The organism is Nonomuraea sp. SBT364 (assembly GCF_001083785.1).
Taxonomy (GTDB): Bacteria; Actinomycetota; Actinomycetes; order Streptosporangiales; family Streptosporangiaceae; genus Nonomuraea.
On sequence record NZ_LAVL01000003.1, the window covers coordinates 17,813 to 38,330 of the forward strand.

Sequence of the window (20,518 nt, forward strand, 5' to 3'; positions counted from 1 at the left end):
TGGCGATGCCGGCTCTGGGCTGGGTGCTGCGACAAGGCGATCCGAATTGCCCGTTATGGGATGGGCGGTGGCCGGCTCCGGCCCGTGAGTGGCGAGCGATCGAGATGCTCCGCTGGGATCTCGAAGGTCGCGGCGGATGCGTCGGGCTCGTCTGGGGGCTGGTGGGTGTGACGCCAGGCGTCGAGGAAGTGGTCGTTGGCGACGGTGACGAGCAGCGCGACCAGGATGGTCTGGGCAACGCGGCCGTGGGCGAGCCGGCTCTTCGGGTCACTCAGGTCGAGGTCGTGGCCCTTGAGACGGCCGTTCAGCCCTTCGGTCATCGCCCTGACGGTGGAGTACGTCCCCCGCCACGATGGGCTGAGGTAGGCCAGGGCCTGGCGAAACTTGTCGAGGTGGCCGAGGTCGGCGAGGTGCAGGGTGATGGTCTGCTGGTGGCAGATCTTCGGCAGGTCGCGGGTTTTGTGGTCGGGTGCCGGGGTCAGCACGCGGGGTTTGGCTGCGACGTGGGTGGCTCTCTGCCGGACGTCGGTCAGGTCGACCGCAGTGGCGCGGATAGGCCCGAGCTTGTGGAGGCGGTCGAAGCGAGGGCAGGTGACCGACGGGGAGGTGCCTGCTGCTGGGTACTGGAAGCGGAGGGCTCCGCCTGGATTCGCGCTCTGCTTGAGACGCGGCAAATACGGCTCTCGCGCGGCGATCAGCGCGGTGAGATCTCCCGACGGGGCACGGATGGCGGCGTCGTCCAGGCCGGCGATGGCCTGTGCGAGCCGGTCGGGCATCAGCGGGCAGGCCAGGCTGCCGTCGATGAGCAGGGTGCCGTGGGCACTGCCCCGCACTCCCCGCTGATCCACTTTGTAATCGAGTGCGAGTTTGTAGCCGAGTTCGCGTGTGGGCCGGGCGAAATGGTCGGCGGCCTGATCGGTGTAGGCGCGGTCGACGACGGCGAAGGTGGCGGGCAGGCCGAGCCCGGCCAGTGGGCGCAGAGTGGTGATGGCGTCGGTGCCGATGCGTTTGTGTGGGGTGTCGAGGACCAGGCCGAGCGCCAGCTGCGGAAAAGGCCCGGGAGTCGAGCGGGTGCGGGCGGCGACGGTGAGGGTGGCGCTGTAGCCGTACTCGGGTGGGTCGTTGCCGGCCGAGTGGTGCCAGCCCGCGGTGATCTCGGTGGAGGCGAACAGTTCGCCGGTGGAGCGGCTGGCGCGGGGTGGGCGGGCGAAGACCGGGGTGGCGCCGGTGCGGCTCCCGCCGACGAGGCGTGCGTCGGGGCATCAGGCGTTCCGTCGGGAAGCAGCTGCTCAGGCTGGGAATGCTCGGCCAGTATCGGCGCGACTATCCTCCGGATCAGGATCGTCTGGGCGCAGACGTTCCCCCTTGATCCGCCTTCTTCGTCCGGCTACGGCTCAGCCGAGCTCTGGCCTCTGCGAGTGTTTCTGCCTGCCGAGTCCAGTCTCCGCCGTCAAGGCTGAGCCCGACCATGTCGGCTCCGGCCTCCGAATAGGCGTGGAGGCGTTCCGCCACCTGCTCCGGGCCGCCGGTGACAGGGACGTCCTCGGCTTCCTCCGGCGCCATGCGATGCACGTCCACCAGCATGCGAGTGAAAGATTCGATGGCGGCCGGGTTGTCGACAAGAATCGCATGACCTCCTACGGAGATCGACGGAACCGGGCGTCCGAGCTCGTGGGCGATCTCGCGTAGCTGTACCGCCTTCTTGCTCAGAGCCGCAGGGCTGATCAAGGAGGGTACCCAGCCGTCACCATAAAGGACGGCGCGGCGCATCGCCGCCTCGGAGTTCCCGCCGATGAGGATGGGCGGGACCGTCGCGGCGGGACCGAGTGTGATCTCCTCCTCGCCCAGCTTGGTTGCCTCACCACGAATAAGGCCAGGCAATGCTCGCAACGCTTCATCGGTCCAGCGCCCCCTGCCCTGAAGCGGCGCCCCGACCGCACGCCAGAACGGCGAGCCCGGGAAACCCCCGATCCCGACGCCAAGGACAACTCGGTTGCCCGACAGGTGCTGAAGGGTTTGCATCTGCGTAGCGACCCAAGCGGTAGGGCGCAGCGGGAGGCTGAGTACGCCGAACTCCAGTCCGATCTTGTCGGTCGCGGTTGCCGCGGCCGCCAGAACGAGCGTGGCGTCAAAGCTCGGCGTCCCATCTCCGACGATGAAATCGGCCATGCTGATCGAGTCATAGCCGAGGTCCTCAAGGCGCCGCGCCATCGCGATGTCAAGCATGCCGGCCTGCGTCATGGGCAAGGTGGTGCTGATCCGCATGGTGATCCTCCTGGGCGTTCGGATCGGAATTGCAGCTCACGCTAGGAGCTCAAGCAGAGTTGAGGTCAACTGCAGAATCCTCGGGTTGATCTCAATCATGGTCGAGCTTCTACGGTCTTCAGCAGCAAGCACCCCTCGAAAGGATCACTGTGGTGGCATCTGTTCCCGGGCGCTACCGATACGCCGCTGTTCCGCACCTCATGGTGGACGGCGCCGCAGAGGCGATCCGGTTCTACGCTGAGCCATTCGGCGGTGAGGAGCTGTTCCGCATTGCCGACCCGGAAGGCCGGATTGCGCATGCCGAGGTCCGCATCAAAGGTTCGATCATCATGGTCGGGGACGCGGATGGGCCCTTTAAAGTTCCTGGTGCCGCGGGTGGCTCGACAGTGGGCCTGCACATCTATGTCGAGGACGTGGACGCGCTCACCGCCCAGGCCGTCCGAGCCGGCGCCGAGTTGCTCCAGCCTCCCGCCGACATGTTCTACGGAGCCCGCTCAGCCATGCTGAGACTCATCTGTTCGGACCGTGATGGCACCATCGCCCCCTCGGGCTCGATGACCCCAGCGCCCGGCCGCACTCCGGCTTACTCACACACCGAATAATTGAAACTCCACACTGTAGGCACTAAAGCCACGCGAGTGCAGACACATCGCAAGAGCTTCCTTGCTTTCCAGCCACAACTTCCGCAAAGAAGCCAGAGCCATGTTCCGGTTCACGCCCCAGCAGACCTTGCACTGGATCTCCACATTAGCTGCGCATCAGACACATACCGGCCTGCTTTGATGGCGCCGTGATCAATCGAAGAAGGCGCTCAACGGAAGCCAGTGACATTCGCTGGGCCTTCGGCTGCGGATTCCCCGTGATCATCGCCCTGGCCTTCGCGACCGTCGGAACCTTCCTCGAGCTTCACCTGGTAGCTCATGCGCACCTCTACTGCGCCGGTGACCTGAGCTCGGGAGAGAACTTCGCCGGATCCATTTGGGCGGTGAGCCGCCTCGTTCTCTTCCCGGTCGTCTCGGTGGTGTCGGCGCTCATCTCGTTACCTTTCCAGCTACTCGCCCGACTGCCACGCCTGGCCGGCCGCATGTGGCTGGAACTCCTCCTATTGGCACTCACCGTCGCCGTCTCGGCCGCCGGGCCGGTCGCCCTGACCCTGTACGACCTGGCCACCCAAGGCACACCAGGCAACTGTGTCCTGCCCTGGTGGCCCTCCTGACTGCCGTGTCTTCGGGCGGAGGCTCGCGGTGGTCGTGGGCTTGCCGCCAGGGGAGCAGGATGAGCTCGTTGGTGACGCGACCATGAGCGCCGCGAGCAGGGGCTAGGTGACGCGGCCGTGGGCGAGGCGATTCTTGGGGTCGCCGAGGTCGATGCGGTGGCCCTTGAGGCGGCCGTTGATGCCATCGCGTCCTGCTCATCCGCCACGCGCCTGACTCGGCGCCGACGCTGACTCCACCGCTCTCAGCGGAAGTCGGAGATGCGCAGCACTGCCAGCATGTCCGCCGCTCGGGAGCCGCCGGTCGAGAAGGAAGCTTCCGCGCCGACCCAGCCGCGAAAGGCCCCCGTGTCGTCGATGATCTGCATGAGCGGTTTGACGTGGGAGTTGCCGGTGTAGCAGAACTCACCGCGCTCCATCGCGAGACAGGTGCACCAGTGCCACAGCGTGTCGCGGCGGTCGGACTTGGAGATCGTCGTGAGGTAGTACTGGATGGAGCTGATGTTGGGGCGTGTTCCGCCGCCGTACCTGGGGCAGCCGCCCGACTTCTGGCACGCGCCACGCGAGGACGGCTGCAGGTAGGTCAGGCACGAGGTGGTGGCGGCGCAGGCGCGGAAGGCGGAGTGGCCGAACGGCTGGTTGCCGGAGGTGACAAGCTTGCCGCCCGCCCAGCTCGTCAGGTCCTGCCTGAGCGAGCCGGGGAACCTTTTGACCGAACTCATCGCGCGCCGGGTGTTGATCGCGGCGTTGCTGCCATAGCCATACCCGTGCGTTGCCAGTGTGCTCCGCTTGAGGTCCAGGCGGGCCAGTTTGCCGTCAGGTGAGGAGCGTACGTACCACTGCTCCGTCCAGGTCTGGGCGATCTTCCACCGGATGGTGAGCACGCCGCCCGCCACGGTGTACGTCCCGGTACGGCTCTCCCCGGGGGTGCCGGTGAACCCCCCGGCGGTGAGCACCTCGCAGGCGCGGGGCCGTGATGCAGCACCGCCCTTCTTGGTGGTGCAGCTCGGATCGGGGACGGTGCCGGTGCGCTGTCTGGCCTTCGGATGCCGCTGCCACCACAGATACAGGGCGGCCTTCACCGTGCCGTTCGCGGCGAAGCGATAGTTGCCCAGGCGTACCCAGTTCTGCTGGGAGGCGGCCTTCAGATGACCCTGTGAGACGACGAAGTTGGTCCTGCCGCCCGGCAGCGGCGAGGCGGACACCGCAGCGGTGGCCGGCTGGGCGGGCAGGATGGTGATGGCGAGCACGAAGGAGAGGATTGCCGCTGCGGTACGCATGAAAAGTCTCCGGGAGCCTTGCGGGCGGGGCGATCGTCAATGGGTCACCGTATTCGGTCCGCACCGGATATGTCTTCGAAACGGCAGCGGCTGACTTCGGCTATTGGAAGTGGTGTATACCGAGCACTGGCTCAGGCTGAGGGCTACTCGCCCGGGCAATATTGGACCTGACCGGATGCGCGGGAGCTGGGAAACGATCACGGCCGGCACGGGAAGCTATCTCCGAACCACCCGCTACGTGGCTGGTCAGGGGTATATCGGGCTCGTCCTGGTTTGGGGGCCGTGGAGCGGGTGTTCGGGAAGGGCTGGGATCTGGCCGTTGGGCGTGGCGAAGCCGAGGGCGGTGGGGGGCTGAGGCAGTTGGTCGGCGTCATCTTCGGTTCGTTCAGCCCGGTGTCCGATGCGCGATCGGCTGATGGATGCGGGTGCTCAGCCTTGACCACTCACTGGTGCCGTAGGTGTCCCGGGCGAGCAGGGGCTGGACGGTGACCGCACCGATCTCGCGCCTGACGTGCTGGCCGGACTCGGCGTGGGCCGGGGGTGGCGGCCGGCGACAGTCTTGCGCCGTAGCCGTCCTCGCCGAGATGAGCGACGCCACCGACCACAGCCGGCCTCGTGACCGAAGGCTCCGACCACCAGCAAGGGGATCTCGGCGGGTATCGGCCGGGTCCCCCGGACGGCGAGCCGGAGGTCCGCCGGCTTCGAGCGCCAGCGCTTCGAGGGTGACAGCCCGGGAGCCCGCTCGCTCTACGGGGGAGAGACGAAGCTGTGCCGCCGGGCGGCCACGGCTCATCCGCGCGTGATGTACAGGTGCATGTCGGTGTAGTCGAAGGTGATGGCGAAGGGCTTGAAGAACTCGTGGCTGAAGTTCGCGATCAGGTCGAAACCGAACGACTCCGACTGGCCGGGGCCCGGGAAACCGGGAATGACCTTTTCGAGGGCGATGCCGCGCACCTTGCGCCTGACCGCCCGGCCCAGGCTGATCCGCTCCGCCATGATCGGGTAGCTCTTGACGCCGAACCGCTCGTTCGGGTGCGCGTAGTCCACCTCGAATCCGTCCACCCGTTCGGCGATCTCCACCGTCGTGTCGATGGCGCTGCCTATGCCGCCGGTGTCGACGGTGACCATGCGCGGGCCGTCGTCACCCAGGCTGCCGACCGTGCAGGGGAAGTGATCCCCGGCCAGCCACAGCGGGAGCCGGTCGGTACCGGCGTTCGGACGCGGCGCTTTCGCCGTCTTGCGCCGCAGGATCAGGGCCTTGCCCGCGTAGTCCATCGTGGTGAGGAAGTGGTAGAAGATCGTGGTGCCGAAGGCGCCGGCCGCCTGTGAGCCGTCGGGCAGCGGCGGCCGCTGCACGTCGCTCCACTGCACCGGCAGGTTGCGGATCTCGATGTTCCCGATCCTGAACGATTCCAGAATGCCCAGGTAGCTGGTGATGGGATGGGAGTCGGCCACTCCTCCGGACCACTCGGCCACCGCGCGCACCCCCGCCGCTTCCGCCGCCTCCTGCGACAGGTCGAGGGTCGCGTACGTGTCGAGCCAGAACTTGGCGGGCGGCCCGCCGTTCACCGAGGCTTCGACCGAGGGCACCGGGTCCATGGTGAAGAACGGCACCCGGGTGCTCTGCGCGCCGTCTATCTGCCAGGGTGTGCCGCTGATCCGCGAGTACTGCTCGACGAAGGCCTTGTCGCGGGGGCGGTCCGTGCTCTTGAGCAGGGGGACCGCGCGGGCGTACTGGTCCTGCCGGACGAAGGTCTCCGCGAGGCGTTGCTTGGAGGTGATGTCGCGGGAGTCCAGGGCGACGGCCTTCGACAGATACCTCTCGGCGTCACGGAACCGGTTGCGCAGCAGGGCGAGGTATCCGACCTGGGCGTAGGCGTGCGCGTTGCGCGGATCCTCGCGCAGGAGACGGCGATAACCGCGCTCGGCCGAGGCGAACCTGCCGTCCTTGAACAGCTGGTCAGGGTCGGCCGCGGAGGCGAACGCCGGGCTCGCGGCGGAAGGCAGCAGGGGGAGGCTCGCGCCGGCGACCATGGCCAGGCCCGTCCGCCGCAGGAACGTGCGGCGGTCGGGGAGGGGGGAGTCGGCTGGAGGGATCATGTCGGGGTCCTCACGTCGTACGTGGCGGGGCACGCCGCCGAGATGAGTTGGGAGGTGGTGAGCTCACCCAACCGGAAGACGTGTTTCCCCGGCGTTTCCTCGCGAGCGCCGGACGTCCTACCAGGGCGCCGCCGGTCATCTCCGCCACGGTCCCTGAAGACGGACCTGGTCTTCGCCGGGGCGAAGCCGGCGGCCAAGGCGGGCCCGGCGGCGGTGTGCGGCGTGCCGATCTGCGACGAGGACGCGCTGGGTGGCCGTGCTCGAAGGCCGGGAGCCCGGCACTTCGCCGCCGTCCGCGCCGTGCACCGGCGTCCCGGACGAGCGGGTGGGCCCCGGCGAGGCGTTCGCTTCGCGCGGCCGGCCAGGAAGGCGGCGGGCTGCGGCCACGTCATGGCCGTGCTCGACCTGCTGCCGGGTACGGACGACCCCGGCGAGTACGGGCTGGACAGCGACACGCGCACCTGGGTCGCGCGCTCAGCGCCCTGCGGACGATCGCACCCGGCTCTGCGCGCCGTCCGAGTAGTCAGCGCTTCGCCCTGCTCAGTTGACCTCGACTCCGGTTGAGATTGCAGACTGTTGCGCGCTGGTGACGGACAAGCTGAGCGCATAGGAGCAATTGACGTGCGAGCGATACAGGCGACGCGTTTCGGAGGTCCCGAAGTACTGGTCCCCGGCGAGGTGCCGGAACCGGTCGCCGCACCGGGACAGGTGGTGGTCGAGGTGTCCGTCGCGGGCATCACGTTCGTCGAGACGCAGATCCGGCGTGGTGTCGACCAATGGCACGACAGGCCCGCGCTGCCGTACGTGCCGGGCGGGACGGTGGCCGGGCACGTGGGCCCGGTCGGCGAGGACGTGGATCCGAGCTGGTCGGGACGGCGGGTCATCGCCGACGTGGGGGAGACCGGCGGCTTCGCCGAGCGTGCGGTGGCCGCGGTGGAGGATCTGATCCCGGTGCCGGACGGGCTGGGACTGCCGGAGGCGACGGCTCTCCATACCGACGGGAGCACCGCGCTGGGACTGGTCGAGGGAGCCCGGATCCTTCCCGGCGAGTGGGTGCTCGTCGAGGCGGCGGGTGGCGGTGTCGGCACGCTGCTGGTGCAGCTCGCTCGGGCGGCGGGCGCCCGGGTCGTCGGTGCCGCGCGCGGTGCCCGGAAGCTGGACCTGGTGCGAGAGCTGGGTGCGGATGCCGCGGTCGATTATTCGGATCCGGATTGGGCGGCGCGGGTCCGCCAGGTGACCGGTGGCGCGGGTCCTGATGTCGTGTTCGACGGGGTCGGCGGGACGATCGGCCGGGCCGCGTTCGAGGTGACGGCGGCCGGTGGGCGCTTCTCCGTCCATGGCGCCTCCAGCGGCCAGATGACGGAGATCGATCCCGCCCTGGCGCACCGGCGCGGCGTCGAGGTGATCGGGATCGAGCAGCTCTTCGGCTTCGGGCCGAAGATGCGGGGCTGGGCCGAGCAGGTGATGTCGGAGGCGGCGGCGGGCCGGATCCGGCCGATCATCGGGCAGACGTTCCCGCTGGAGCGCGCTGCGGACGCGCACGCCGCGATCGAGTCGCGAAGTGCCCTGGGGAAGACTCTCCTGCTGATCTGACGGCGGTGTGGAGCGGAGGTCGCCGATTCCTCGCTTGACCTTCACATCGATGTGATGCCTTACCGTCCCGGGTGTCGCTGATCCAGGAAGCAAGGAGTAGGTCGATGTCGGGTGCGGTGATCATCGGTGCGGGTCCGGGGATCGGGCAGGCGGTGGCTCGGCGGTTCGCCAAGGAGGGGTTGCCGATTGCGCTGATCGCCCGGAGCGATCGGACGTTGCTCGCCGCGGCGGAGGCGGTTGCTCCCAGCGGCGTCCCGGTTGTCACGGTGCGGGCTGACAGCACCGACCGGGCGGCGCTCGACGCGGCGCTGGACAGGGCTGTCAGCGAGCACGGCGTGCCGGACGTCGTCGTGTACAACGCCGCGATCATTCAGGCGGACGCGCCGGGGCAGCTGTCGGTGCAGGGCCATATGGACGCCTGGGCGGTGAACGTGGTGGGCGCGCTCAACGCTGCGGCTCGTGTCGCGCCCGCGATGGCGGCACGCGGCACTGGAACGTTCCTCGTGACCGGCGGCATGCCTGAGCCGAAGCGGCAGTATGTGAGCCTCTCGCTGGGCAAGGCGGGTGTCCGCACCCTGGTCGCGCTGCTCGACCAGGAGTACGGGCCCGCCGGGGTGCACGTGGCGAGCGTCACCGTCGCCGGCCCGGTCGCCCCGGGCACCGGCTTCGACCCCGACGACATCGCCGAGCACTACTGGCGGCTGCACACGCAGCCACGGCACCAGTGGGAGCGGGAGGCTCTGCACGCCGGCGGCTCGCGGTGACCGGCGCCGGGGCCGCAGACGTTCTCGCCGGGCTGCTCCACGACTGGCAGCAAGCCTTCAACGCACACCGCCCGGCCGAGATCGTCGCCCTGTTCAGCCAGGACGCGCTTTTCCAGGGCGTAGCTCCGCGGCTCGGACACGGTCCGCGGGAGATCTTCGAGTATTACGCCAAGGTCGCCCGCGGCACGACGGCACAGGTCAAGGTGTTGTCCGGCGGCCGGTTGAGCCAGGAGATCGTGCACGGATTCGCGGAGGTGGCCTTCACCGCGCCTTCCGGCGACGTCAATCTGATCTGCCTGTCCGTCGTGGCCGAACGGGCGGCCGGCCGCTGGCTCATCCACCAGTATCACGTCGCCGCACGCCCTGCGCGAGAACAGTGACCGCATGGACGTGCCGCCGGTAGAGGGCTTCGAACGCCGCGTGATCTGTGGCGATCTCCGCACGAGGGCGGTGATCGCCGTAGGTCAGGCGTAGTCGGCCAGGCCGGGCTCCAGCAGGTCGAAGGCCCGGGCGGCTTCGGCGGCGACGGTGTGGGCGATCTGGTCGTTGGGGTGTCCGGCGAGGGTGAGGGTCTGGATGCGGTGAAACAGCACGCGGTGCACGGTTCCCAGCAGGGCGGCGGCGGTCTGCACGGTGATGTCGCCGGGTTCGGCGGCGGTGACGTCGGCGAGCACCTGGGCGAGGTGGTGTTCGCGCTGGTCGTGCAGGCCGCGCAGGCAGGCGGTCAGGGTGGGGCTGTCGGCGATCATGCGGGCGAACTCCTGGCCGGAGAATCCGGCGACCGGGTCCTGGGCGGCCACGGCGTCGGCGAACGCGCGGCGCAGCGCGGCCAGCACCGATTCCCCTGGGCGCCGTGCGGTGACGGCGCGGGCCAGGGAGGCGGCGAATTCCTCCTGGTGGTCCAGGGCCAGGTCTTCCTTGCGTGGGAAGTAGTTGGTGACGGTCTTCTTGGCGACGCGGGCGGCGGCGGCGATCTCGGCGATGGTCGTCTGCTCGAAGCCCCCGGCGATGAACAGCCGGGTCGCGTGGTCGGAGATGAGCTGCCGGGTCTCGTGCTTCTTGGTCTCGCGCAACCCGGCGGCCGGGGCGGGAGTCTGGGTAGCCATGACGCAATCTTACCCTCGTCGCATTTTTATGTTGACACCCTTCGCTCGGTTGGGCTAACTTTACCTCCGTCGTAAGTTTACGACAAAGGAACGCAGATCCCCGAAGGAGAACCCTGTGCGCAAGCAGCCCCGCGACGCGGCCGCCCCTTTGCTCAAGTTCGCCGATGTGCCCGGGTCGCAGCAGCCCGGGCCGGCCCCGCTGCACGGCGCCGAGCTGCGTCGTCCGCCGTCCGACCACGGCATCCGTGCGTCGAAGCAGGTCCGGAGCGTGCGGATCGTCGCCCGGCGCCGCAGCTACTGACCCCCACCCACCACACCGGAGGAGATCCCGTGCAGTTCACCGCTTCCACTGTCTCGCTGACCGTCGACGACGTCGCCGCCTCCCAGGCGTTCTTCACCACGCACCTTGGCTACACCGTCCAGCAGGCCGCCGACGGGTTCGCGTCCCTGTCACGCGACGACGCGTTCGACCTCGTGCTGCTCGCCCGCGGCATCGAGGTGCTGCCGCCCGAGCAGCGCGACCAGCGCGCCGGCGGCCTGATCCTCGCCTTCACCCTCGCCGGCGGCGTGGCCGAGCAGGAGAAGCGGCTGCGCGACGCCGGGGTGCGGATCACCATGCCGCTGCGCCAGGAGCCCTGGGGCGAGGCACTGTTCCAGATCACCGACCCCAACGGGGTGATCGTCCAGTTCGTCGAGTGGGTCACCCCCGAACACGGCTGACCCCGCCGCCCGGCTTCTCCCAGGAAGGAACCTTTTTGACGCCCGACCCGATGACCGTGCACCCACTGCCCGCCCACGAACGAGTGGTCTTCCTCAAACCGCTGGTCACCTCGCCGACGATCACGGTGGGTGAATACACCTACTACGACGATCCCGACGGCGCGACCGGCTTCGAGCAGCGTAATGTCCTGTACGCCTACGGGCCGGAGCGGCTGATCATCGGCAAGTACTGCGCGATCGCCTCCGGCACCCGCTTCCTGATGGCCGGCGCCGACCATCCGGCGATGGGGGTGTCCACCTTCCCGTTCACCATGTTCGGCGGCGAGTGGGCCGAACGCACCCTCGACATCGTCACCGGCATGCCCAGCCGGGGCGACACCGTGGTCGGCAATGACGTGTGGTTCGGCTACCGGGCCACCGTCATGCCCGGGGTGAGCATCGGCGACGGCGCCGTCATCGCGACCGGCGCCGTCGTCACCGCCGACGTCCCGCCGTACACGATCGTCGGCGGGAACCCGGCGCGGGCCATCCGCCGCCGCTTCGCCGACGCCGACGTCGAACGACTGCTGCGGGCCGCCTGGTGGGACTGGCCCGCCGAGCTGGTGACCGAGCACGCCCGCACCATCATGGCCGGCACCCCGGCCGACATCGCCCGCATCGCCGCCGAACAGGGACTGGAGAAGAGCCTTCGACGTCCGGCCCGTCCGCCTACTTGGTGATCATGAACTGCCGGCCCCAGGGGCCTCACGGTGCTGCCGGAGCAGGACGACGGTGATCCTCCTGACAGCGCTCCATCGTGGATGAACAGGCGTCTGGATCCTCATAAGGATCATGACTGTTCCGGATGAGCCGGGTCCCCGTTTCCCCCTGAGGAGCCACAGGGATCCCCCGTCAAAGGGAGACGCCGACTGTCCCGCCAGGCACGAGTATCATCGGTCGGCGTGGCGGCGGCCGTGGATGTCTTCGTCACCGTCGACCGGGAGCATGCAGAGCGCGATGGCCCCTTACTACCACGTCTGCTTCGCCGTACCTGATCTGGAAGCGGCGATGCGCGATCTCTCCAGCGCCGCCGCGCTCCGCTGGCGCGAACCCCGCGACGGACGCATCGGGGATTGGGACTACCGCATCGTCTTCTCCGTCGACGGCCCGGCCTTCATCGAACTCATCCAGGCCGCGCCCGGCGGGCCGTGGGGCGACACCAGCCTGCCTCGCTTCCATCACCTCGGGTTCTGGACGACTCACCTGGCCGCCGGAGCGGAGAGGCTCGCCACCGCCGGGTTCCCCGAAACCTTCTCCGGCTGCCCCTACGGCCGCCCGTTCGCCTACCACCGCATGGACTCCATCGGGGCGGACATCGAACTCGTCGACATGGGGCAGCAACTGTCGTTCCTGCAGAGCTGGCACCCGGGCGGACCTGCCATGCCTCCCGTGGAGGAGGCGTAGGAACGACGGCGTCCTGCGCGGCCCGGCGACCCCGAACACCTGGAACCCTGCTGATCGGTTCAGCGGACGTGGGCTCCGGTCCCGCTCGGCGACCTCATCGATCGCCCTCACGCGTGAAGCGGGCGTGCTTTCCGGAGGCCGTGAGGACCCGATCGGCGAGATCGACCAGCCCCGCGATCAGGTCGGCCCGCAGGTCGCCGGTCGGCTCCGGGTGGCCGGCGGCGTCGCAGGTCTGGCCGACCGATGCCCGCAGCAGGTGCAGGCGGGTCGGCCAGTGCGCGGGGAGACGCCGTCGGCGCTGCTCCACGTCACCTCGTCGTTCGACGTCCTCGGCGGGCGGCGCTCGGCTGCGTCGCGCTCCGGGGATCGGCGAGCGTCTTCCAGCTGCCGGGAGGGGAGTACGACGGGGTGTGCAACGTCGGGCTCGCGGTGGGGGCACTAGCCTGCGTCGCCGCGGCCCATCCCGTTTCCAGGTTCGGAACAGAGCGGCGTCGGCCCGAATACTGCGAATTGTGGCAGGAATCGGGCTCGTGTACGGGTGATCGGCCTCCCTATATTCCGACGTGACACATCCACGGGGGCACCGACGGGGAACGAACATGCGCTTACGCCGGGGATTGATCATGCTGGCCGTGGCGGCCGGAACGCTGCACCCGGGCGCGGCCGGCGCCGAAGCCGCACCGGTCGCCGGTGCGACCACGATGACCAACGACGCCTGGACGTCCACCTCCCTGCGGCAACCCACCGTCTCGAACTGGAACGGCGGCTGGCACCTGCCGGTCGGTCTGGACGAGCGCACGGGCGAGGTGAACCGCTCGTTCGTCCGCCTGGACCTGCGCCGCTTCCGTGACACCGGGGCGGACATCACGAAGGCGACCCTGCGGCTGAACCGGGACGGGGCCTGCGAGGGGAGGGAGGCAGGCTTCGAGTTCTGGCAGACCTCGAAGATCAATGCGAGGACGACGTGGGATCGCGAGCCTGAGTGGGTCACGCGGCTCGGCGGTTATGGGGGGGCGTGGTCCTGCCCGCCGCCCGGATATGACGGTTATGACTCGTTCCACTTCGACGTGACGGCGTCGCTGCGCGAGGCGCTCGGGCGTGGCGACACGCGGGTGTCGTTCGGGGTGCGCAGCGTCGACGAGGCGGACCCGCTCGGCCGTTTTCTGCTGTCCACCGGCGTCCAGGTGCAGGTCTCCTACACGACGCCGCCGCCCGCGCAGCTGCCGGACGTGCCCGGCTCGCCGGCGTCGGACCGGCTGGAGCCCGCCGCCTGGACGCAGATCTCCCGCGATCATCCGGACACGCCGAACGAGGGCGGCGGCGCCCATCCGACGGTGGGCCGCGACCCGGTCACCGGCGACCGGACCCGCGTCTACTTCCGGTACGAGATGCCGGACCTGCGGGACAACCGGGTGCTGGGCGCCCGGCTCACTCTGCGGTCCCGGTCGTCGTGCCTGGACTACGAACGCGGGTTCGAGGTGTGGGAGACCGGGCGCCTCACCGCCGAGACCACCTGGAACGACAAGGCGCGCTGGATCCGCGAGCTCGGCGGGACCCCCTCCCTGCCGCACTGCTCTCCGGCCGGGCCGATCACGTTCGATGTCACCGGCGCCGTCCTGGAGGCCCTGACGGCCGGGCGGCGGGAGATCACCATCGGCCTGCGTTCCCGCGACGAGCGGGACACGCACGGCCATTATGTCTTCGAGCCGTCCCCCGAGCTGACGCTGCTCCACAACCTGCCGCCCGGCATCCCGTCCGAGCTGTCGGTCGGATCCCGCAGGAAGGCCCAGGTGCCGTGTGTCACGGGGGACGAGAGGCCGTACCTGCCGGATTCGTCCGCCATCGTGTACGCCACCGTGCGCGACCCGGCCGGTGGTCCCGTCTCGATCCGCTGGCAGTGGGAGACCCTGGCCGGCGAGAGGCTGGCCGAGACGGTGAGCGGTCCCTACGGTGGTGGAGGGCAGGACGTGCGGGAGTTCAGCGACGCCAGGGTGGTCGACGGGGGTGTCTACCGCTGGCGGGTCCGGGGCGAGGACCCGTGGGACGGCGGCGAGTGGAGCCCGTGGTGCGAGTACGGCGTCGACCGCACCCCGCCCGCCACGCCCGTGGTCTTCTCGGCCGTCTACCCGCCGTCGCCGCAGGAGGGCGGCGGACCCGGTGTCGCCGGGGAGTTCACGTTCTCGTCGGGCGGTGACCCGGACGTCACGGGCTTCCGTTACTCGATCGACCAGAGCGTCTGGACCACCGTGCCCGCGCGGGCCGACGGGACGGCGAGCGGGACGATCACGCCCGACTCGGCGGGCCGCAGGACGCTGATCGTGTTCTCCGTCGACCGGGCGGGCAACCCGAGTTCCGTACCCGCCCTCTATTCCTTCACGGTCAAGGGGTGAGGTCAGGAGGCCAGGGAGACGGCGGCGACCCTGCGGGCCAGGAGGCGGGCCGGGTCGAGCACGGGTACGGGCACCCGGTGGCTGTCCAGCGCCAGGACGATCTCGGTGCAGGCCGCCACCACCCGCTCGGCGCCGCGCCCGGCGAGTGACCGCGCGACCTCGGCCAGGGCGGCGCGCTGCCCGGCGGTGACGGCCCCGGACTTGACCGCCGCGATCGCCGCCGACACCTGCCGCTGCTCGCCGGCTGACGGTTCGACCGCCGCGATGCCCCGTTCGCCGAGCGCGTCGGCGTACAGCCCGGAGTGCAGGGTGCCGGAGGTGGCCAGCAGCCCGGCGGCGGTGACGCCCGCCGAGGCGAGCGCGTCCGCGGTGACCTCCACGATGCTCACCAGTTCGAGGCCGGCCTCGTCGGCCAGGCGCGGGACGAAGGCGTGCGCGGTGTTGCACGGGACCGCCAGCACCTCGCACCCGGCGCGCTTGAGCGCCCGGATGCCGTGCTGGAGCTGCGGGGTCGGGTCCTCGCCGAGGCCGAGCAGGTTGAGCGACCGGTCGGGGACGCGCGGGTCGGCCCAGATGACGACCGGCACGTGGCTCTGGTCGCCGGTGGCGGGGGTCTCCTCGACGAGCTTGCCGTAGAAGTCGGCGGTGGCGGCGGGGCCCATGCCGCCCAGGACGCCGACCAGGCGCGGCGGACGGCCTTGCCGGTCATGGAACCGGGTCACGGGATGCGTCCTCTCCTTCGCGGCCGATGGACAGCCGCGGGCAACAGGATCGCCGGATAAGGTGACTTATCCCGCAAAATGCCGCAATCAGTCATCAAAGGAGGCCCGATGCCGGATTCCGGCAGACTGCTGTCGGAGGCCGAGCTGGAGCTCATCGACGCCCTCCAGATCAACCCGCGGGCGAGCTGGGTGGACCTCGGGCTGGCCACCGGCTCCGACCCGGCCACGGCGGCGCGGCGCTGGCAGCGGCTGACCGGCTCGGGCGAGGCGTGGACCACCGTCGCCCTCGGCAGGCGGCAGATGCACGAGATGAGCATGGCGTTCCTGGAGATCGACTGCGCGGCGGGCGCCGCCGTCGAGGTCGCGGCGACGCTGGCCGGGGCCGGGCACCTGATCACCGTGCAGCACGTCGCCGCGGGGCACGACCTGTTCGTGATCGCCGTGGCCGCCTCGATGCCGGCGCTGGCCGACTACCTGCTCACCGACCTGCCGAGGGTGCCGGGCGTCGCGAAGGTGCGTACCCACCTCGCGACGCGCGTCTTCGAGGCGTCGTGCCGCTGGCGGCTGCGGGTGCTGCCGCAGGGGGCGGCCGCCGGGCTGGCCAGGCGGAGCGGTCCGCCGGAGTCCACCCGGCGGATGGACGGGATCGACAGGCAGCTCTTCCACGCCCTGCTGGCCGACGGCAGAGCCGGGTACGCCGAGCTCGCGGCGGTCGTCGGCACCTCCGAGCGGACCGTGCAGCGCAGGCTCTCCAGGCTCGTCGCGACCGGGGACATCGACTTCCGCTGCGACCTGGCCCGCTCGCACGCCGGCTGGCACTCCTCGGCCGTGCTGTGGCTGCGGATGCCCGACCGCCTGCTGGAGGAGACGGGCACGGCGCTGCTCGGCTGGCCGGAGACCCGCACCTGCGCGGCCCTGGCGGGCAGCAGCAACATGCTGCTCACCGTCGGCCTGCACACGGTCACCGACCTGCACCCGCTGGTGATGCGGCTGGAGAGGCGGTTCCCGCACGTCACCGTCGCCGACCGGCAGATCGTCCTGCGCCAGACCAAGCTGTACGGCAGGCTGCTCGACCCCGCCGGGCGCTGCACCGGTGTCGTGCCCGTCGATCCGTGGAGCCTGACGCCGCGCGGCTGACGGGCTCAGCGCGGCCGCGGGACCGGCTCGCCGAGAGCCTCCCAGGCCAGGCCCGCGCGCAGCACCGCCGCCTCGTCGTCCGCGACCAGTTGCAGGTCGCCGATCGCCAGCGCGGGCAGGCCCAGCGCGGACACCACCGAGGTGATCCTGCCGACCTCGCCGCGGACGGCGGCCTCGTCGCAGCCCACCCTGGGTGCGGAACCGCCGAGGGTGGGCATGATCAGCAGGTCGAGCCCGGCCGTCAGGTCCGCGAACCGCGCCCGGGCGGCGGCCAGTTCCGCGACGGCCGCCGCGTACGCGGCGTGGCCGATCCGTCCGGCGTCGTGGAGCTTGCGGCGTACGCCCTCGCTGTAGCCGTCGGCGTTCCTCGGGTAGGTCGCCTCGTGCGTGCGCCGGGCCTGGGCGCCGACGATCGTCCAGTAGGGCCCGAGGATGTCGTACGGCAGGGCGATCTCGTGCAGGCCGGCGCCCAGGGCGGCGAAGGAGGCCGCCGACGCGCAGCCTTCGGCGACGCCGATCGTCCAGCCGGCCGGCGAGCCGGTGGGGTCCACGGGAGCGCCGGAGAGCACCTCCCACACCCGGGTGAGATCGGCGACCGAGGTGGCCATCGGGCCGACCACGTCGAACATCGGCGCCAGCGGCGCGACGCCCGCGCAGGGCACGGCGCCCGCGCTCGGGCGCAGCCCGACCACGCCGCAGCAGGACGCCGGGATGCGCACCGAGCCGCCGGTGTCGGTGCCGAGGCCGAACCTGGCGATGCCCGCGGCCAGCGCCGCCGCGGTGCCGCCGCTGGAGCCGCCGGGGGCGAGGTGGGCGTGACGCGGGTTGCGCACGTCGCCCCAGTGCGGGTTCTCGCTGGTGATGCCCCAGGCGAACTCGTGCTGGTTGGCCTTGCCCACCAGCAGCGCGCCGGCTCCCTCCAGCGTCTCGACGCAGGGCGCGGTGGTCAGCGCCTCCTGGGTGCCGTACAGGGCCGAGCCCCTGGTCGTGGGTAGTCCGGCGACGTCGATCATGTCCTTGGCCACGAACGTCCAGCCGTCGAGCGGTCCGCCGCGCGGCCGTTCGGCGAGCGTGGCGAGGCGGTCGATGACCGGGGTCGGGCCGGCCTCGATGAGGATGTTGTGGTCGCCGTGCCGCCTGATGGCCTCGGCCGAACTGGCGATCGCCGCCGCGCGTTCCATGGATCTCCTGTCGAAGGTGCCTGGTGCGGCATTGATAGCGGTCAGACCTCCAGGGCGTCCAGGAGCGTCCGCAGTCTGGCGGTCTCGCGGTCCGGCCTGACCAGGGCGAAGATGCTGCGGCTGGTGTTCAGCCAGGGCACGTCGGCGACCACCACGCCGGGGCCGTGCCCGGCCAGGGCCAGCTCGGCGACGAAGGCGGCCCCTACCCCGGCCTCGATCAGCGTCATCGTGATCTTGAAGTCGTCGGAATGGCAGGCCACCCGGGGGTGCAGGTCCCAGCGGGCGAACACGCCATCGAAGAACGAGGCGTCGCTGCTGGCCGGGTGATGCATGATCCACGGCAGGTCGACGAGCTGCTCGGCCCGGTACGGCGACAGGTCCGGCCAGCTCGCGGGCAGCACCAGCTGGTAGCGGTCCTCGGCGATCCACCGTCTGCTGAGCGCCGACGGCCAGGACAGTCCCGAGTTGCCCACCTGGTAGACGATCGCGGCGTCCATCTCGCCGCCGGCGCCCAGGTGGGGGATGAGCTGGGAGGGCTCGGCGACCGAGATCCGCACCCCGGCGAGCTCGGCCGGCTCCATCCGCCGCAGCACCTCGGCCAGCCGGTCGGCGAAGCTGGGGAACACCCCCAGCCTGATCTGGCGCTCGCTGCCCCGGTGCACGGCCTGCACCGAGGCGATCATGCGCTCGATGTCGACCAGGACGGTCTCGGCATGCCTGGCCAGCACCTCCGCCGCGCTGGTCGGCAGCACGCTGTGCGCCGAGCGCTCGAACAGCCGCACGCCGATCTTCTTCTCCAGCGAGGCCATCTGCTGGGAGACCGCCGAGGAGGTGTATCCGAGCCTATTGGCCGCGGCGGCGAAGGAGCCCAGCTGGATGACCTCACGCAGAGTACGCAGGTGTTCCGGCTTCAGCATTAGCGTTCCTTGCTCTCAGGGTTGCTGAATGTCGTGTTTATAACGCTTCCACGTTCTTTTAGCTACTCCTACAGTGATGCTCACCGTCACTCCAGCACCCCTTGAGAGTCACTTTGAGCATCCGTGTGTACCGCAACGCCGCCATCCACACCGGAGCGGAAGGCCGTCCGCCGGCCCAGGCCATGGCCGTGGACGGCGAGCACCTGGTGGCCGTCGGCTCCGAGGCCGAGGTCCGCGAGGCCGCGGGCCACGGCGCCGAACTCGTCGACCTGGCGGGCGCCGCGGTCCTGCCGGGCCTCTACGACGCGCACATCCACACCGCCCAGTACGCCCACAGCCTCGGCGCGATCGACCTGCGTGACGTGCGTTCGCTGGCCGAGGCGCTGACCATGATCGGCGAGCACGTGGCCAGGCTGCGCCCAGGCGGCTGGCTGTTCGGCGGCCGATGGAACAGCAACACCTGGAACCCCCCGGCTCAGCCTGACCGGTACGCGCTCGACTCCGTCAGCGGCGGCCTGCCGATCGCGCTGCCGAACATCGACGGCCACACCGTGTGGGCCAACTCCGCGGCGCTCCGGCTGGCCGGCATCGACGCCTCGACCCCCGACCCGGTCGGCGGCGAGATCGTCAGGGATGCCGACGGCGAGCCCACCGGCATCCTGCGCGAGTCGGCCTCCTACCCGCTGCGCGCCCTGATGGTCTCGGGCGACCTGAGCGACAAACTCCGCCTGGCCCAGGACGAGCTTCTCTCCCTCGGCCTCACCAGCGTGCACGACATCGACGGTGAGGACTGCCGCGACGCCTACCTGCGGCTGCGCGACGCGGGCGAGCTCAAGATCCGCGTGCACAAGGCGATCCCGGCCGTCCACCTGGAGGCGGCCATCGCCGAGGGCCGCCGCACCGGGCAGGGCGACGACTGGATCCGCACCGGGCCGGTGAAGATCTTCAGCGACGGCGCGCTCGGCTCGCACACCTGCCACATGAGCGAGGCGTTCGCCGGCGACACGGGCAACCTCGGCATCGCGGTCACCCCGTACGACGACCTGGTCAAGCTGTTCAGGACGGCGGCTGACGCGGGCATCGCCATCGCCACGCACGCCATCGGCGACCGGGCCAACCACCTGGTGCTGGACGCCTACGAGGCCATCGGCGGCACCGGCGGGCCGCGCCACCGCATCGAGCACGCCCAGCACCTGCGCCAGGCCGACCTGACCAGGATGGCCAGGCTCGGCGTCGTCGCCTCCATGCAGCCCGTCCACTGCACCAGCGACATCGACCTGGTCGACTCGCTGCTCGCCGGGCACGACCTGGCCTCGTACGCCTGGCGGGGGATGCTGAACGCCGGCGTCGCGCTGGCCTTCGGCTCGGACGCCCCTGTCGAGCACCCCGACCCGTTCGCCGCGCTGTACGCCGCGGTGACCCGTACCCGCCAGGACGGCACCCCCGTCGGCGGATGGCAGCCGGAACAGCGGCTGAGCATGGCCGAAGCGATCACCGCGCACACCCTCGGCGCGGCCTACGCGGCAGGGGAGCAGGACCGCAAGGGCGTCCTCGTCCCCGGCATGCTCGCCGACTTCATCGCGGTGGACACCGACCCCTACCTGGAGTCGCCAGCCGCGGTGCTGCGCACCAAGGTCATGACCACCGTTGTCGGCGGCGAAGTCCGCTGGCAGCGCCCCTGAAGGAG

The 20,518-nt window shown here is 70.5% G+C and carries 22 protein-coding genes; 13 read left to right on the forward strand and 9 right to left on the reverse strand.

From position 1 onward, the window contains the following. Nucleotides 1-53 precede the first annotated feature (53 nt). Together ADY59_RS02435 and ADY59_RS02440 are read right to left on the reverse strand one after the other, a co-directional pair. Entirely contained in the window at nt 54-848 is a 795-nt protein-coding gene (locus ADY59_RS02435) for a hypothetical protein (RefSeq protein WP_156325249.1), read from the reverse strand. A 487-nt stretch (nt 849-1,335) separates the two neighbouring features. After that, on the reverse strand, nt 1,336-2,265 hold the full coding sequence (locus tag ADY59_RS02440) for an LLM class flavin-dependent oxidoreductase (protein ID WP_049557055.1): 930 nt from the start codon (nt 2,263-2,265) through the stop codon (nt 1,336-1,338). Nucleotides 2,266-2,417: 152 nt separating this feature from the next. Here ADY59_RS02440 and ADY59_RS02445 point away from each other — a divergent pair, with 152 nt between their 5' ends. Further along, entirely contained in the window at nt 2,418-2,867 is a 450-nt protein-coding gene (locus ADY59_RS02445; RefSeq protein WP_082309788.1) for a VOC family protein, read from the forward strand. Nucleotides 2,868-3,124: 257 nt separating this feature from the next. Next, nucleotides 3,125-3,481: a hypothetical protein gene (locus ADY59_RS02450; RefSeq protein ID WP_049557057.1), complete on the forward strand. Its 357-nt coding sequence runs from the start codon at nt 3,125-3,127 to the stop codon at nt 3,479-3,481. A 242-nt stretch (nt 3,482-3,723) separates the two neighbouring features. Here the strand turns inward: ADY59_RS02450 and ADY59_RS49535 are convergent, their stop codons facing one another. Then, nucleotides 3,724-4,758, reverse strand: a complete 1,035-nt coding sequence (locus ADY59_RS49535; RefSeq protein WP_049557058.1) for a hypothetical protein — start codon at nt 4,756-4,758, stop codon at nt 3,724-3,726. 789 nt (nt 4,759-5,547) lie between these two features. Next, a complete protein-coding gene (locus ADY59_RS02465) occupies nt 5,548-6,858 on the reverse strand; it encodes an aspartyl protease family protein (protein WP_049557062.1) in 1,311 nt (436 codons plus the stop codon). Between the two features lie 222 nt (nt 6,859-7,080). On the opposite strand from ADY59_RS02465, the gene ADY59_RS49540 reads away from it, so the two are divergent. The 4 genes from ADY59_RS49540 (at nt 7,081) to ADY59_RS02480 (ending at nt 9,595) form a co-directional block, all read left to right on the forward strand. After that, nucleotides 7,081-7,422 carry a hypothetical protein gene (locus ADY59_RS49540; protein WP_156325250.1) on the forward strand — a complete coding sequence of 114 codons (342 nt, stop codon included), beginning with the start codon at nt 7,081-7,083 and terminating at the stop codon, nt 7,420-7,422. A 57-nt stretch (nt 7,423-7,479) separates the two neighbouring features. Then, complete coding sequence (locus ADY59_RS02470) at nt 7,480-8,451, forward strand: zinc-binding dehydrogenase (RefSeq protein WP_049557064.1); 972 nt, start codon at nt 7,480-7,482, stop codon at nt 8,449-8,451. 104 nt (nt 8,452-8,555) lie between these two features. After that, the gene (locus ADY59_RS02475) at nt 8,556-9,215 is read left to right on the forward strand and encodes an SDR family NAD(P)-dependent oxidoreductase (protein WP_049557065.1); all 660 of its coding nucleotides are present in this window, start codon (nt 8,556-8,558) and stop codon (nt 9,213-9,215) included. Then, nucleotides 9,212-9,595: a YybH family protein gene (locus tag ADY59_RS02480; protein WP_049557066.1), complete on the forward strand. Its 384-nt coding sequence runs from the start codon at nt 9,212-9,214 to the stop codon at nt 9,593-9,595. The genes ADY59_RS02475 and ADY59_RS02480 overlap by 4 nt, the downstream gene beginning before the upstream one ends. 84 nt (nt 9,596-9,679) lie before the next feature. Here the strand turns inward: ADY59_RS02480 and ADY59_RS02485 are convergent, their stop codons facing one another. Beyond that, on the reverse strand, nt 9,680-10,321 hold the full coding sequence (locus ADY59_RS02485) for a TetR/AcrR family transcriptional regulator (protein ID WP_049557068.1): 642 nt from the start codon (nt 10,319-10,321) through the stop codon (nt 9,680-9,682). Between the two features lie 115 nt (nt 10,322-10,436). Between ADY59_RS02485 and ADY59_RS02490 the strand changes: the two genes are divergently transcribed. From ADY59_RS02490 to ADY59_RS02505, 4 genes are all read left to right on the forward strand, one after another. Beyond that, complete coding sequence (locus ADY59_RS02490; RefSeq protein ID WP_049557070.1) at nt 10,437-10,622, forward strand: hypothetical protein; 186 nt, start codon at nt 10,437-10,439, stop codon at nt 10,620-10,622. Between the two features lie 29 nt (nt 10,623-10,651). Beyond that, nucleotides 10,652-11,041: a VOC family protein gene (locus ADY59_RS02495; protein ID WP_049557071.1), complete on the forward strand. Its 390-nt coding sequence runs from the start codon at nt 10,652-10,654 to the stop codon at nt 11,039-11,041. A gap of 50 nt (nt 11,042-11,091) precedes the next feature. Next, nucleotides 11,092-11,760, forward strand: coding sequence for a CatB-related O-acetyltransferase (locus ADY59_RS02500; protein WP_063780532.1), 669 nt, complete (start codon nt 11,092-11,094; stop codon nt 11,758-11,760). Nucleotides 11,761-12,037: 277 nt separating this feature from the next. After that, entirely contained in the window at nt 12,038-12,484 is a 447-nt protein-coding gene (locus ADY59_RS02505) for a VOC family protein (protein ID WP_049557295.1), read from the forward strand. A gap of 94 nt (nt 12,485-12,578) precedes the next feature. On the opposite strand, the gene ADY59_RS02510 is transcribed toward ADY59_RS02505, so the two are convergent. Next, a complete protein-coding gene (locus ADY59_RS02510) occupies nt 12,579-12,791 on the reverse strand; it encodes a hypothetical protein (RefSeq protein ID WP_049557075.1) in 213 nt (70 codons plus the stop codon). A 292-nt stretch (nt 12,792-13,083) separates the two neighbouring features. On the opposite strand from ADY59_RS02510, the gene ADY59_RS02515 reads away from it, so the two are divergent. Further along, nucleotides 13,084-14,874, forward strand: a complete 1,791-nt coding sequence (locus ADY59_RS02515; RefSeq protein WP_156325251.1) for a hypothetical protein — start codon at nt 13,084-13,086, stop codon at nt 14,872-14,874. 2 nt (nt 14,875-14,876) lie between these two features. Here the strand turns inward: ADY59_RS02515 and ADY59_RS02520 are convergent, their stop codons facing one another. Then, nucleotides 14,877-15,596, reverse strand: a complete 720-nt coding sequence (locus ADY59_RS02520) for an aspartate/glutamate racemase family protein (RefSeq protein WP_197093398.1) — start codon at nt 15,594-15,596, stop codon at nt 14,877-14,879. A 108-nt stretch (nt 15,597-15,704) separates the two neighbouring features. Here ADY59_RS02520 and ADY59_RS02525 point away from each other — a divergent pair, with 108 nt between their 5' ends. Beyond that, nucleotides 15,705-16,733 (forward strand): Lrp/AsnC family transcriptional regulator, encoded by a 1,029-nt coding sequence (locus ADY59_RS02525; RefSeq protein ID WP_049557080.1) that lies wholly within the window; start codon nt 15,705-15,707, stop codon nt 16,731-16,733. Nucleotides 16,734-16,738: 5 nt separating this feature from the next. Here the strand turns inward: ADY59_RS02525 and ADY59_RS02530 are convergent, their stop codons facing one another. Beyond that, nucleotides 16,739-17,914, reverse strand: coding sequence for an amidase (locus tag ADY59_RS02530; RefSeq protein ID WP_049557082.1), 1,176 nt, complete (start codon nt 17,912-17,914; stop codon nt 16,739-16,741). A 41-nt stretch (nt 17,915-17,955) separates the two neighbouring features. Next, on the reverse strand, nt 17,956-18,831 hold the full coding sequence (locus ADY59_RS02535) for a LysR family transcriptional regulator (RefSeq protein WP_049557083.1): 876 nt from the start codon (nt 18,829-18,831) through the stop codon (nt 17,956-17,958). Between the two features lie 113 nt (nt 18,832-18,944). Here ADY59_RS02535 and ADY59_RS02540 point away from each other — a divergent pair, with 113 nt between their 5' ends. Next, nucleotides 18,945-20,513, forward strand: coding sequence for an amidohydrolase (locus tag ADY59_RS02540; RefSeq protein ID WP_049557085.1), 1,569 nt, complete (start codon nt 18,945-18,947; stop codon nt 20,511-20,513). Nucleotides 20,514-20,518: the final 5 nt, after the last annotated feature.

Bases quoted from the DNA above. Each gene is read 5' to 3' on its own strand.
- ADY59_RS02440 (WP_049557055.1), bottom strand. From the start codon at position 2,265: ATGCGGATCAGCACCACCTTGCCCATGACGCAGGCCGGCATGCTTGAC.
- ADY59_RS49535 (WP_049557058.1), bottom strand. From the start codon at position 4,758: ATGCGTACCGCAGCGGCAATCCTCTCCTTCGTGCTCGCCATCACCATC.
- ADY59_RS02465 (WP_049557062.1), bottom strand. From the start codon at position 6,858: ATGATCCCTCCAGCCGACTCCCCCCTCCCCGACCGCCGCACGTTCCTG.
- ADY59_RS02475 (WP_049557065.1), top strand. From the start codon at position 8,556: ATGTCGGGTGCGGTGATCATCGGTGCGGGTCCGGGGATCGGGCAGGCG.
- ADY59_RS02485 (WP_049557068.1), bottom strand. From the start codon at position 10,321: ATGGCTACCCAGACTCCCGCCCCGGCCGCCGGGTTGCGCGAGACCAAG.
- ADY59_RS02500 (WP_063780532.1), top strand. From the start codon at position 11,092: ATGACCGTGCACCCACTGCCCGCCCACGAACGAGTGGTCTTCCTCAAA.
- ADY59_RS02505 (WP_049557295.1), top strand. From the start codon at position 12,038: ATGGCCCCTTACTACCACGTCTGCTTCGCCGTACCTGATCTGGAAGCG.
- ADY59_RS02515 (WP_156325251.1), top strand. From the start codon at position 13,084: ATGCGCTTACGCCGGGGATTGATCATGCTGGCCGTGGCGGCCGGAACG.
- ADY59_RS02525 (WP_049557080.1), top strand. From the start codon at position 15,705: ATGCCGGATTCCGGCAGACTGCTGTCGGAGGCCGAGCTGGAGCTCATC.
- ADY59_RS02530 (WP_049557082.1), bottom strand. From the start codon at position 17,914: ATGGAACGCGCGGCGGCGATCGCCAGTTCGGCCGAGGCCATCAGGCGG.
- ADY59_RS02535 (WP_049557083.1), bottom strand. From the start codon at position 18,831: ATGCTGAAGCCGGAACACCTGCGTACTCTGCGTGAGGTCATCCAGCTG.